This is a genomic window from Allobosea massiliensis, assembly GCF_042655245.1.
GTDB lineage: Bacteria > Pseudomonadota > Alphaproteobacteria > Rhizobiales > Beijerinckiaceae > Allobosea > Allobosea massiliensis.
Genome location: NZ_JBHSLU010000068.1, coordinates 16,974 through 29,213 on the forward strand (window position 1 = coordinate 16,974; position 12,240 = coordinate 29,213).

A 12,240-nucleotide genomic window follows, 5' to 3' on the forward strand; every position below is an offset into this window, starting at 1 on the left:
GCCGGCACCCTACGGGACAGGCGGCGATTGAATGTGTAATAACAATCATGGAGAGGCCCGCCGCCGCTGGCAAGGCCCTCGCGAGGCCGCCGGCTTGCGCCCGGAGGCACGCCGCCGAGGAGGCTAGGATACGGCCATGACGCGCACCGAATCCCCTGTCGCCGAGCTCGATGACGAGCCGCCTGCCGACCCCGCCCGGCGGGGCCGCAAGCCGGCCGAGCCCTATGTGCTCGAGGAGCAGGTCGGCTTCCTGATGCGGCGCGCGCAGCAGCGCCACATCGCGATCTTCCAGCGCATCATGGGCGAGGACGGCCCGACACCGACCCAGTTCGCCGCCATGGCCAAGCTGGGCGCGGGCGAGGAAATCTCCCAGAATCAGCTCGGGCGCATGACCGCGATGGACCCTGCGACCATCAAGGGCGTGATCGCGCGCCTGGCCGAGCGCGGGCTGGTCGAGCGCCGGCCGGACCCGGACGACCAGCGCCGCGTCCGCGTCCGCCTGACGACGGCCGGGCTGGAGGCGATGCCCGCTTTGACCGAGAAGGCGCGCGCCATCACGGCCGCCACCCTCTCGCCGCTCTCCCGCGAGGAGGCGGAGCGTCTGCTCGCGCTGCTCGCGCGTCTCGATTGAGCAGCGCCTGCCCGCAAAATCCGCTTGCGCCACCTTGTTTGTATACTAACAATAATCAACGAGGGTTCCGGATCGTCACATTCGAGGGGAGCTGGCCATGGCGCGCTATCTGCGGCCGACCACGCTGGACGAGGCGCTGGCGCTCCGGGCGCAGGCGGGCGGGACACCGCTGACGCCTCTGGCCGGCGGCACGGATGTCTACCCGGTCCGCACCCACAGGAGCGCCTGGTTTCAGCCCTTCGACCGCGACATGCTCGATCTCGGCGCGGTCCCGGAGCTCTCAGGCATTCAGCATGGCGCCACGGGAACCCGCATCGGCGCGGGCACGACCTGGAGCGCCATCGCCGAGGCGGCGCTCCCGCCCGCCTTCGACGCGCTGAAACACGCCAGCCGGCAGGTCGGCGGCGTGCAGATCCAGAATCGCGGCACGATAGGCGGCAATCTCTGCAACGCCTCGCCTGCCGCTGACGGCGTGCCGCCGCTACTGGCACTCGACGCCGAGGTCGAACTGGCGAGCCGGCGCGGCCGGCGCCGCCTGCCGCTCTCCGCTTTTGTGCTGGGCAACCGCCGCACCGCGCTGGCGCCCGACGAGATCCTGGTCGCGATCCAAATTCCAGCCCAGTCGACTGACGCCCGCTCGGCCTTCCTCAAGCTCGGCGCGCGGGCCTATCTCGTCATCTCGATCGCATCGGTCGCCGCGGTCATCGCGACCGACGATACGGGCCAGGTCACAGCCGCGCGCATCGCCGTCGGCGCCTGTTCGGCGGCGCCGCAGCGTCTGGGCACGCTGGAGGCCCGGCTCATCGGGCAGCCGGCCGGCGATCTCGCCGCCCTCGTCGAGCCCGAAGACCTCGCCGCGCTGGCGCCCATCGACGATGTCCGCGCCAGCGCCGCCTATCGCCGCGATGCGGCGATCGTGCTGGTGCGCCGGGCGCTCGCTCAGCTCGCCGAGGGATCGATGGAGGTGGCCGCGTGAACATCCATGACCGCTCGGCTCTCGCCGCCACCGCTCATGCCGCGGACGCCATCGCCTTCCGGCTCAATGGCACCGATGTCGCGCTGGGCGACGCGCCCGACAGCCGCCTCAGCGAGGTTCTGCGCGCCAGCCTCGGCGCCACCGGGACGAAGGTCGGCTGCGACGCCGGCGATTGCGGCGCCTGCACCGTCCTGATCGACGAGGCGCAGGCTTGTGCCTGCCTCGTGCCGGTCGGCCAGATCGCCGGCCGCGACGTGCTCACGGTCGAGGGGCTGGCGGAGACGGCGATCGGCGCCGCGCTCCAGCAGGCCTTCCAGCTGCATGGCGCGGCCCAGTGCGGCATCTGCACGCCAGGCATGCTGATGGCCGCCTATGATCTGCTCCGGCGCAACCCGCAGCCCGGCGAGCGCGAGACGCTGGACGCGCTCGGCGGCGTGCTTTGCCGCTGCACCGGCTATCTCAAGATCGTCGAGGCGGTGCGCGACGCCCATCGCTTCATGGGCGGCGGGACGATCGTCACAGAGGTCGAAGGTCCTTCGATCGGCAGCCGCCTCGCCCGTCTCGACGGCGCCCCCAAGGTCGCCGGCACCGAACGCTACGGCGCCGACACCGCGCCCGACGATGCGCTCTGGCTGCGCGCGATCCGCTGCCCGCATCCGCGCGCGGGCTTCACGCTGGGCGATATCGAGGCCTTCGTCGCCGCGCGGCCGGGGCTGGTGCGGGTCTTCACCGCGCAGGACGTGCCGGGCGAGAACTCCTTTGGCATCTATCCGCATCTCAAGGACCAGCCCGTCTTCTCAACCGGAGAGACGCGCTATCGCGGCGAATGCGTGCTGGCCGTGGTCGGCGAGAAGGAGGCGGTCGAGGCGCTGAGCATCGACGACATGCCGATCTCCTGGGAGCCGCTGCCGGCGATGGTCGGCAGCGCCGCGGCGCTGGCCGAGGGCGCCTTCACCCTGCACGACTTCGTGCCCGACAATGTGCTGACGCGCGGCCGCGTCGAGCGCGGCGATGTCGAGGCGGGCTTCGCCCAGGCCACCCATGTCGCTCATGGCGCTTTCGAGACCGGCTTCGTCGAGCACGCCTATATCGAACCCGAAGCCGGCTATGCAAAACGCATCGGTGATACGATCGAGATCTTCGCCTGCACACAGGCGCCCTATATGGACCGCGACGAGGTCGCCCGCGTGCTCGGTCTGCCGCTGGAGAGCGTCCGCATCCTGCCCTCGGCCTGCGGCGGCGGCTTCGGCGGCAAGCTCGACGTCTCGCTGCAGCCGATGCTGGCGGTCGCGGCCTGGGTTCTGGACCGGCCGGTGCGCTGCGTCTTCTCGCGCATCGAATCGATGATCTCGTCGACCAAGCGCCATCCGTCCTCGATCCGGGCGAAGGCCGCCTGCGATGCGCAAGGTCGGCTCGTCGCCTATGCGATGGAGGGCGATTTCGACACCGGCGCCTATGCTTCCTGGGGGCCGACGGTCGCCGGCCGCGTGCCGGTGCATGCGACGGGGCCCTACAGGGTGCCCCATGTCCGCAATCTCTCGCGGGCGATTTACACCAACGGCCCGCCCTCGGGCGCCTTCCGCGGCTTCGGCGTGCCGCAGGCGGCGCTCGCCCAGGAAAGCCTGTTCGACGATCTCGCCACGGCCGCCGGCCTCGACCGCCTCGAATTCCGCCTGATCAATGCGATCCGCGCCGGTGACACGACGCCGTCGGGCCAGCGTCTCGAAGCCAGCGCCGGGCTGGCCGAATGCCTGGAGGCGCTGAAGCCGCACTGGCAGCGGTTGCTGGCGGACGCGGCCGCCTTCAATGCAAGCGAGGGTCGCACCCGCCGCGGCGTCGGCATCGGCTGCATGTGGTACGGCATCGGCAACACCGGCATGTCGAACCCCTCGACCATGCGGGTGACGCTGTCGCAGGACGGCCGCGTGACCTTCTGGAACGGCGCCGTCGACATCGGCCAGGGCTCGACGACCGTCCTGACCCAGATCGCTGCGGATGCGCTCGGGCTGCCGGTCGAGCGCTTTGACCTCGTTCTCGGCGACACGCCGCTCACCTTCGACGCCGGCAAGACCTCCGCCTCGCGCCAGACCTTCGTCTCCGGCCGCGCCGCCGAGGCGGCCGCCGCCGCGCTGCGCGCCGAGATCCTGCGCCTGACCAATGCCGGTCCCTCGGCGCGGCTCGCCTTGGAAGGCACGACCGTCACGGTCGCGGAAAACGGCGTCGTCGCCCGGATCGACCTCGCCGCCCTGCCCGCGCAGCCGGACGGCACGGTGCTGGAGGGGATCGGCTCCTTCGACCCGCCGACCGTCCCGCTCGACGCGATGGGCCAGGGCGTGCCTTACGCCACCTATGGCTTCGCGGCGCAGATCGCCTCGCTCGATGTCGATCTCGATCTCGGCACGATCAGGCTGAACCGCATCGTCGCCGCCCATGACGTCGGCCGTGCGATCAACCCGATGCTGGTCGAGGGCCAGATCCATGGCGGCATCGCCCAGGGCATCGGGCTGGCGCTGATGGAGGAATACCTCCCCGGCCGCACCGAAAACCTGCACGACTACCTGATCCCGACCGCCGGCGACGTGCCGCCGATCGACATCATCCTGGTCGAGGATCCCGAGCCGCTCGGCCCCTCCGGTGCCAAGGGCATCGGCGAACCGGCGCTGGTGCCGACCGCGCCCGCGATCCTCGGCGCGATCCGCCATGCCACCGGCGTCACCCCGCGCCAGGTGCCCGTGCTGCCGCACCGGCTCTGGGAGTTGCTGCGCGCCAAGGAGGGTCGCTCGTGAACGAGATCAACCCGATGACGACGCAGGAGAGCGTGCTCGCTGAGCGCTCGCGCAAATTCGGCGTCGCCGAGGGCGATGAGGGCATCGTCCGCTGCGACGCCTGCCCGGTGCTCTGCCGGATCAGGCCGGGCCGAGCAGGCGCCTGCTCGCGCTATGCCAACGAGAACGGGCTCCTGATCCGCACAGACCCGGTCGTGCTGCTGGCGGAGGCGGTCGAGGGCGGCGAGCCCCTCGTCGCCTTCACGGAGCCCGCACAGGACTGGGACGGCTCGATCCTCCCCGCCGAGCGTGTCTTCGTCACCGGCATCGGCTCCGGCACGACCTATCCCGACTACAAGCCCGCCCCCTTCATCGTCTCGTCGCAGCATGAGGGCGTCGACACGGTGACCGTGGTGACCGAAGGCATCTTCTCCTATTGCGGCCTCAAGGTGAAGATCGACACCGACCGCCATCTCGGCCCGGAGACCGCGGCGATCCGCGTCAACGGCGAGCAGGTCGGCCATGTCACCACCGCCGAATACGGCTCGCAGATGCTCTCCATCGGCGGCGTGCGCCATCTCACCGGTGGCTCCAAGAAGGAGGGCAACACCACCTGCGAGACGATGCTGAAGCTCGGCAATGGCGAGGCGGTCGAACTCACCATCGATGGCGGCCATGGCGTCGTCGTCCAGGCCGGCCAGGCGCCGATCGTCGACGGCAAGCCCGAGACGCGCATGCGCGTCGGCTGCGGCTCGGCCACGATCGGCATCTTCGCCAAGCAGTGGCAGGGCCATGTCGACGAGGTCATCGTCGTCGACGACCACATCACCGGCGTGCTGACCGAGCATCAGGCCGGCCGCGTGCTCGACATGAAGCCGGCCGGCATCCGCGTCCGCGGCCGCAAATCGACGCCCGGCCGCTACTTCCAGGTCGCGCAGCCCGGGCTGGGCTGGGGCGGCACCGACATCACCGACCCGCTCTCGATCATCCAGAAGATCGACCCGGGCACCGCCTGGCCCGGCATGCGGCTACTGATGACCTCGACCACCGGCGAGGACTCGCTCTACTGCATCCTCGACGAGAACCTCCTGCCGGTGGAGGCGGAGATGCCGGCCGCCGTGCGCCAGGTCGTCGAGCGCATCGGCGAGAACTGCGAGCCGTCGCTCTGCAGCGTGATGTTCGTCGCCGGCGCCGGCGGCTCGCTGCGGGCCGGCGTCACCGAGAACCCGATCCTGCTCACCCGTTCCGTCCAGGGTGGCACGACGCGCGTCACCATGGGCGGCGCGCCGGTCTATGTCTGGCCCGGCGGCGGCATCACCGTCATGGTCGATGTGCTGCGCATGCCGAAGAACGCCTTCGGCTATGTCCCGACGCCCGCCATCGTCGCGCCGATCGAGTTCACCTTGCCGCGCGAGCTCTATCTCGCCTGCGGCGGCCATGCCGAGGAGATCGTTCCGGTCGAGGAGGTCCTGCGCGCCCATGGCGGCCAGGCCCGGATCGAGGGTGGCGCGGCCGAGAACCCCTGGCCGCTGCGGCGGGGCTGACATGCCCCTTCATTGCGAGCACAGCGAAGCAATCCAGTTTCGTCGGGCTCTACGTTCCCACTGGATTGCTTCGCTGTGCTCGCAATGACGGGTAAGGACGTCGGATGACATCCCACCGCGTCGCCCGGCTGCCGGGCAACCGCCTGCATCTGCAGGAGGGCCCGAGCGATCTCGTCATCGCGGCCTTCGGCCGGCCCGCAGAGATCGAGCGCGCCTATGGCGCCGCCGAGGCCGCCTTCGACGGCCTGCTGGCCGAGCTCGCCAGCGAACTGGCGGTCCTGCGCCAGCCGCTCGGGCCGCAACCGCCGCCGCTGGCCGGCGCGACGGCCAGGCGCATGGCGCGCGCCTGCTGGTTCTTTCGCGAGCAGTTCATCACTCCGATGGCCGCCGTCGCCGGGGCCGTCGCCGACGCTGTGCTGGGCGCGATGGCGCACGCCGTCCCCGGCCTCGAGCGCGCCTATGTCAACAATGGCGGCGACATCGCCATGCTGGTCACGCCGGGCCATCCGCTGGACATCGGCGTCGTGCCGTCGCTGGCGCGTGCCCGCCCCGAAGGCTTTATCCGAATCGAGGCCCCCTCGCCCACCGCCCGATACCTCTGCGGCATCGCCACCAGCGGCTGGCGGGGACGCTCCTTCTCGCGCGGCATCGCCGATGCCGTGACCGTGCTCGCCCGCAGCGCGGCCGAGGCCGATGCGGCCGCGACCGTCATCGCCAATGCAGTCGATGTGGCTGAGGCCGCCATCATCCGCCGCCCCGCCTGCACGCTCGACCCCGACAGCGACCTCCGCGACCTGCCCGTCACCGTCGAGGTCGGGCCCCTGTCGGCGGACGCGGTCGCCGCGGCGCTCGAAGCGGGCGTGCGGATGGCGGAGGCGCTGCGGCGCGACGGGCTGATCGAGGGCGCGCTGCTGGCGCTGGCCGACGAGTGGCGCAGTGTCGGGGGATTGGACAGGCAGATCAGTCAGGGGTGAAACGCGAGGTCATCCCGGGCGAAGCGAAGCGAAGACCCGGGATCCCGGATCGGCGCGGCTTCGCCGCTTGTCCGGGATGACCAGGGAGAATCGGAACGGGCGCGTCAGACCGACAGATACTGCGCCCGCACCGCCTCGTCGGCCTTCAGCTCGTCCATCGTGCCGGTGAAGCGGATGATGCCCTTTTCGATGATCGCGGCGCGGTCGGCGACATTGCCGGCGAAATGCAGGTTCTGCTCCGAGATCAGCACGGTCAGCCCCTCGCTCTTCAGCGCCAGGATGGTCTTGGCCATCTCCTCGACGATGACCGGGGCAAGCCCCTCCGACGGCTCGTCGAGCAGAACGAGCCGGGGATTGCCCATCAGCGTGCGCGCGATGGTGAGCATCTGCTGCTCGCCGCCCGACATCGCCCCGCCCGGCCGGTCGCGCATGCGCCCGAGATTGGGAAACAGCGCAAACAGCCGCTCCGGCGTCCAGTGCGGCGCGTCCGCCCGCGCCGGGCGCTGCGCCACCGAAAGGTTCTCCATCACGGTCAGCTCGGAGAAGACGCGCCGGTCCTCCGGCACATAGCCGATGCCCATGCGGGCGATCTCGAAGGGCTCGCGCCCGTCGACCCGCTGGCCCTCGAAGCTGACGCTGCCGCCGGCGGGCGGGACGAGCCCCATCACTGCTTTCATCGTCGTCGATTTACCGGCGCCGTTGCGGCCCATCAGGGCCAGAACCTCACCGCGCTGCATCGAAAAGCTCACGCCCTGCAGGATATGGGCGCGGCCGTAAAAGGCGTCGAGCCCAGTGATCTCGAGCATCGCGCTCATCTCAATGCCCTCCCGAGGTCGCACCGGAGCCGAGATAGACGGCGCGGACATTCGGGTCCTGGCGCACCTCCTGCGCCGTCCCATGAGCGATCAGCCGGCCGCGATCGAGCACGATGACGCTGTCGGAATGGGTGAAGACGACATCCATGTCGTGCTCGGTGAAGAGCACGGCGATGCCCGTGGCGGTGGCGATGCCCGCCGTCAGCGCCATCAGCTCGATGCGCTCGCGCGGCGCCATGCCGGCCGTTGGCTCGTCCATCAGCAGGAGCCGCGGCCGATTAGCGAGCGCGACGGCGAGCTCGACGCGCTTGAGGTCGCCATAGGCCAGCACGCCGCAGGCGCGCTCGGCCTGCTCGAGCATGCCGACCTGCGCGAGCAGGCCGTCCGCCTCGTCGCGATGGCGGTCGCGGGCGCGACCGAAGGGGCTCCAGATCCCGCCGGCATGCGAGATCAGCGCCATCTGCACGTTCTCGCGCACCGTCATCGAGGTGAAGGTCGCGGTGATCTGGAAGGTGCGGCCGACCCCCATGCGCCAGACATGGCGCGGCTTCAGCCCCGTGATCGCGCGGCCGGCCAGCAGCACCTCCCCGCCATCGGGCCGCAGCTGGCCGTTGAGCATGTTGAAGCAGGTCGTCTTGCCGGCCCCGTTGGGGCCGATCAGCGCCAGCATCGTGCCGGGCAGCACCGAGAAGGAGACGCCGTCGACCGCGCGCACGCCGCCGAAGGATTTGGCGAGGTCGCGCACGACAAGGACCGGCTCGCTGGCGGCGACGGCACTCGCCACGTCGGCAGGGGCGAGAGCGGTCATCGCGCAGCCTCCGCCAGCCGGGTCGTTGGCGCCGGCTCGGGCCCCGCTCGGCGCTCCCGCAGAGCGAGGATCGTGCCGACGAGCCCGCGCGGGAAGAGCACGACGAGCAGCACGATCGACAGCCCCAGCGCGAAGCGCCAGTACATCGTCGCCTTCATCAGCTGCTCGTGCAGTCCGGCATAGACGAAGGCGCCGACGATCGGGCCCGACACCGTCTGCACGCCGCCGAGCAGCACCATCAGCAGCGCATCGACCGAGCGCGGGATCGCCATATAGGTCGGGAAGACCGAGCCCTTGAAGAAGGCGAAGAGCGCGCCCGCAATCCCGGCGCAGAAGGCGGCCACCGCGAAGGCGACCCACTGGATGCGCACCACGTCGAGGCCGATCGCCTCCGCCCGCAGCGCGTTGTCGCGCCCCGCCCGCAGGCCGTAGCCGAAGGGCGAGAAGATGGTCAGCCGCAGCGCCAGCACCGCCGCCGCGCAGATCACCAGCGTCAGATAGTAATAGACCGTCTTTGAGGCCGCCCAAGCCGAGGGCCAGACGCCGAGGATGCCGTTGTCGCCCCCGGTGAGATCGACCGACTGGAAGGCCGTCGCCCAGGCGATCTGCGCGAAGGCGAGCGTCAGCATGGCGAGATAGACCCCCGACAGACGCACGCAGAACCAGCCGAAGACAACGCCTGCGATCCCTGCCAGGAAGGGGGCGAGCAGCAGCGCCGGCTCCATCGGGGCGCCGAGCCATTTCACGGTCAGCGCCGCGCCATAGGCGCCGAGCCCGAAATAGGCCGCATGCCCGAAGGAGGCCATGCCGCCCGGCCCCATCATGAAGTGCAGCGAGGCGGCAAACAGCGCGAAGATCACCAGTTCTGTCAGCGTCACCAGCATGTGGTCGGGCGTGACCAGCGGCGCCAGCGCCAGGATCAGGAGGCCGATCAGCGCGGCGAGCTTGGTCGTGCCGTCGGCCGGGCGCAGCAGCGGCTCTGCCGGACCGTGGCCGCGGCTGTGGCCGACGGGCGCCTTGCCCATCAGCCCATAGGGCTTGACCACCAGCACCACCGCCATGACGAGGAAGACCAGCACCAGCGTGATCTTGGGGAAGATCAGGATGCCGAAGGCGTGCAGGATGCCGATCAGCACGGCGGCGAGATAGGCGCCGGTGACGCTGCCGAGCCCGCCGACGACGACCACGACGAAGGCCTCCGAGATCATCGCGAGGTCCATGTGCAGCGTCACCGCCTCGCGCGGCAGCTGCAGCGCGCCACCCAAGCCGGCCAGCATCGAACCGAAGGCGAAGACCGAGGTGAAGAGCAGGCGCTGGTTGACGCCGAGCGCGCCGACCATCTCGCGGTCCTGCGTCGCGGCCCGCACCAGCGTGCCCCAGCGCGTCTTCTGGAACAGAAGCCAGAGGATCAGCAGCACGATGGGTCCGACCGCGATCAGGAACAGCTCATAGGTCGGAAAGCGGTTGCCGAAGATCACGACGAAGCTCTTGAAGCCGGGCGCACGCGGGCCGATCTTGTCCTCCGCCCCCCAGATCGCCAGCGCCACGTCCTGCAGCATCAGCACGACGCCGAAGGTCGCGAGCAGCTGGAACAGCTCCGGCGCCTGGTAGATCCGGCGCAGGATCAGCACCTCAATGACGACGCCGATAAGTCCGGTCAGCGCCGCCGCCGCCAGCACGCCGCCCCAGAAGCCGAGCGCCTCCGCCGGTCCGAAGCGCCCGACCAGCGTCCAGGCCAGATAGGCGCCGAGCATGTAAAGCGAGCCATGGGCGAAGTTCACGATCCGTGTCACGCCGAAGATGATCGACAGCCCCGACGCCACGAGGAACAGCGAGGAGGCCGAGGCCAGGCCGTTCAGCGTCTGGGTGAGGATGAGGTCGATCATTCTGGCTATCCCGGAGACCAAACTGCGCCGTCATCCCGGGCGCCCCGCAGCGGCGACCCGGGATCCATGCCGGAACGGTTCAGGAACGGATCCCGGATCGGCGCGGCTCGCGCCGATCCGGGATGACCGCGGTTCAAGACTGAAGGTGCAGCTCACCCCGCCGGGCGGAGAGTCTTCACCACATCGTCACTGGGCAGGTATTTCGCGCCGTCGGCATAGCGCCAATCGACCATCGTGCCCTTGCCGTCCTTCAGCGCAGTCTTGCCGACGAAGGCGCCGAGCGTCGACTGATGGTCGATGGCGCGGTACTCGGCCTGGCCGAAGGCGGAGGGGAACTTCAGCCCCTTGAGCGCGTCGACCAGCTTCTCGGTGTCGGTCGAGCCGGCCTTGGTCAGGGCGGCCGCGATCGAGTTCATCGTGTCGAAGCCGACGACCGAGCCGAGCCGCGGGTAGTCGTTGAACTTCTTGACGTAAGCCTCACGGAACTTGAGGTGTTCGGGCGTCTTGATGTCGGCCTGCGGATAGCCGGTGACAATCCAGCCGACAGGCGCCTCGGCGCCGAGCGGATCGAGATATTCCGGCTCGCCGGTCAGCATAGAGACCACGGTGCGGCCCTCGAACAGCCCGCGGGTATTGCCCTGACGGACGAAGTTGGTCAGGTCGCCGCCGAAGGTGACGTTGAAGATCGCGTCGGGCTTGGAAGCTTCCAGCGCCTGCACAGTGGCACCGGCATCAATGCGGCCCAGCGCCGGGAACTGCTCGGCGACAAATTCGACGTCGGGCTTGGCCTTCTTGAGCAATTCCTTGAACCACTTCACGGCCGACTGGCCGTATTCGTAGTTCGGCGCCACGACGGCCCATTTCTTGGCCGGGAGCTTCGCAGCCTCCTCGACCAGCATCGCCGCCTGCATATAGGTCGAGGGGCGCAGCCGGAAGGTGTAGCGGTTGCCCTTGGCCCAGACGAGCGCATCGGACAGCGGCTCGGAGGCGACGTAGAGCCGCTTGTTCTGGTTGGCGAAATCCGCGATCGCGAGGCCGACATTGGAGAGGAAGCCGCCCGAAAGCAGATCGACCTTCTCGGCATTGATCAGATCGCCGGCATGGCGCACGGCGTCCTCGGGCTTGCCGCCATCGTCGCGGAAGATCGTCTCGATCTTGCGACCGAGCGCGCCGCCAGCGGCATTGACCTGCTCGAGAGCCAGCTCCCAGCCCTGGCGATAGGGCTTCAGGAAGGCGGGCTGGGCGGTGTAGCTGTTGATCTCGCCGACCTTGATCGGTCCGGACCCTTGCGCCCTGACAAGGGCGGGGGCGGCGAGGATGGCGGCGCCGGCGGAGGCGCCAGCCAGAAGACTGCGGCGGTCGATCGTCATGCCTGTTCCCCATGTCTGGCCCGGTGGCGGAAGCCCCAGCGCTCTTCGACAGATGTCGCATGCCGACGAAACCGCGTCAGCCGCGAATTCATTTGTATGCCTACGAATTTGAAGAGGCCCAAACTGGCTGTCAACGGCGAAAAAACGGCAGGCGCTGGACAGGGCGCAGGCAGGATGCGGCGTCGACGACGAGCCTCACCGGCGCCATGGCGGCTCCGGATGATCGGACCGCACAGGGCCGCCTCGATCGGGCCTGCCCAAAAATTAGGACAACGATGCTGCCCTTTTCCTCTTGTGGGGGTGGGCGTCGTTTCCTATGTACGACGCACCGCAGCAGCGATGCTGCGTCGCCCTCCTTGGGCGTTTCCTCCCTAGACTTGGGCTGCGCTCACGCGCGGCCCTTTTTTCTTTCCGGGCCGGAAACGGCGAGGCCGTCGCGGGCGCGGCCAGAGACACGTCCGGCTACGCCTG

At 69.7% G+C, this 12,240-nt stretch carries 9 protein-coding genes; 5 read left to right on the forward strand and 4 right to left on the reverse strand.

Going from position 1 to position 12,240, the window contains the following annotated elements:
- The first annotated feature begins 136 nt into the window (after positions 1 to 136).
- From ACFPN9_RS20595 to ACFPN9_RS20615, 5 genes are all read left to right on the forward strand, one after another.
- Positions 137 to 631, forward strand: a complete 495-nt coding sequence (locus ACFPN9_RS20595) for a MarR family winged helix-turn-helix transcriptional regulator (RefSeq protein ID WP_066722289.1) — start codon at positions 137 to 139, stop codon at positions 629 to 631.
- 97 nt (positions 632 to 728) lie between these two features.
- Positions 729 to 1,607 (forward strand): FAD binding domain-containing protein, encoded by an 879-nt coding sequence (locus ACFPN9_RS20600; RefSeq protein WP_066722291.1) that lies wholly within the window; start codon positions 729 to 731, stop codon positions 1,605 to 1,607.
- The gene (locus ACFPN9_RS20605; RefSeq protein WP_377817541.1) at positions 1,604 to 4,393 is read left to right on the forward strand and encodes a molybdopterin-dependent oxidoreductase; all 2,790 of its coding nucleotides are present in this window, start codon (positions 1,604 to 1,606) and stop codon (positions 4,391 to 4,393) included. Before ACFPN9_RS20600 ends, ACFPN9_RS20605 begins: the two co-directional genes overlap by 4 nt.
- 14 nt (positions 4,394 to 4,407) lie before the next feature.
- Complete coding sequence (locus ACFPN9_RS20610) at positions 4,408 to 5,916, forward strand: 6-hydroxynicotinate reductase (protein ID WP_066722357.1); 1,509 nt, start codon at positions 4,408 to 4,410, stop codon at positions 5,914 to 5,916.
- Between the two features lie 104 nt (positions 5,917 to 6,020).
- Entirely contained in the window at positions 6,021 to 6,890 is an 870-nt protein-coding gene (locus ACFPN9_RS20615; RefSeq protein WP_066722292.1) for a hypothetical protein, read from the forward strand.
- Between the two features lie 104 nt (positions 6,891 to 6,994).
- On the opposite strand, the gene ACFPN9_RS20620 is transcribed toward ACFPN9_RS20615, so the two are convergent.
- The 4 genes from ACFPN9_RS20620 to ACFPN9_RS20635 form a co-directional block, all read right to left on the reverse strand.
- Positions 6,995 to 7,705: an ABC transporter ATP-binding protein gene (locus ACFPN9_RS20620; protein WP_066722294.1), complete on the reverse strand. Its 711-nt coding sequence runs from the start codon at positions 7,703 to 7,705 to the stop codon at positions 6,995 to 6,997.
- A 1-nt stretch (position 7,706) separates the two neighbouring features.
- The gene (locus ACFPN9_RS20625; RefSeq protein ID WP_066722296.1) at positions 7,707 to 8,513 is read right to left on the reverse strand and encodes an ABC transporter ATP-binding protein; all 807 of its coding nucleotides are present in this window, start codon (positions 8,511 to 8,513) and stop codon (positions 7,707 to 7,709) included.
- Positions 8,510 to 10,399 (reverse strand): ABC transporter permease, encoded by a 1,890-nt coding sequence (locus tag ACFPN9_RS20630; RefSeq protein WP_066722297.1) that lies wholly within the window; start codon positions 10,397 to 10,399, stop codon positions 8,510 to 8,512. The genes ACFPN9_RS20625 and ACFPN9_RS20630 overlap by 4 nt, the downstream gene beginning before the upstream one ends.
- Positions 10,400 to 10,551: 152 nt before the next feature.
- Complete coding sequence (locus ACFPN9_RS20635) at positions 10,552 to 11,769, reverse strand: ABC transporter substrate-binding protein (protein WP_066722299.1); 1,218 nt, start codon at positions 11,767 to 11,769, stop codon at positions 10,552 to 10,554.
- Positions 11,770 to 12,240 lie beyond the last annotated feature (471 nt).

What these genes read in the sequence shown, in the direction of transcription:
- ACFPN9_RS20595 (WP_066722289.1), top strand. Translation starts at nt 137, where the DNA reads ATGACGCGCACCGAATCCCCTGTCGCCGAGCTCGATGACGAGCCGCCT.
- ACFPN9_RS20600 (WP_066722291.1), top strand. Translation starts at nt 729, where the DNA reads ATGGCGCGCTATCTGCGGCCGACCACGCTGGACGAGGCGCTGGCGCTC.
- ACFPN9_RS20610 (WP_066722357.1), top strand. Translation starts at nt 4,408, where the DNA reads ATGACGACGCAGGAGAGCGTGCTCGCTGAGCGCTCGCGCAAATTCGGC.
- ACFPN9_RS20615 (WP_066722292.1), top strand. Translation starts at nt 6,021, where the DNA reads ATGACATCCCACCGCGTCGCCCGGCTGCCGGGCAACCGCCTGCATCTG.
- ACFPN9_RS20620 (WP_066722294.1), bottom strand. Translation starts at nt 7,705, where the DNA reads ATGAGCGCGATGCTCGAGATCACTGGGCTCGACGCCTTTTACGGCCGC.
- ACFPN9_RS20625 (WP_066722296.1), bottom strand. Translation starts at nt 8,513, where the DNA reads ATGACCGCTCTCGCCCCTGCCGACGTGGCGAGTGCCGTCGCCGCCAGC.
- ACFPN9_RS20630 (WP_066722297.1), bottom strand. Translation starts at nt 10,399, where the DNA reads ATGATCGACCTCATCCTCACCCAGACGCTGAACGGCCTGGCCTCGGCC.
- ACFPN9_RS20635 (WP_066722299.1), bottom strand. Translation starts at nt 11,769, where the DNA reads ATGACGATCGACCGCCGCAGTCTTCTGGCTGGCGCCTCCGCCGGCGCC.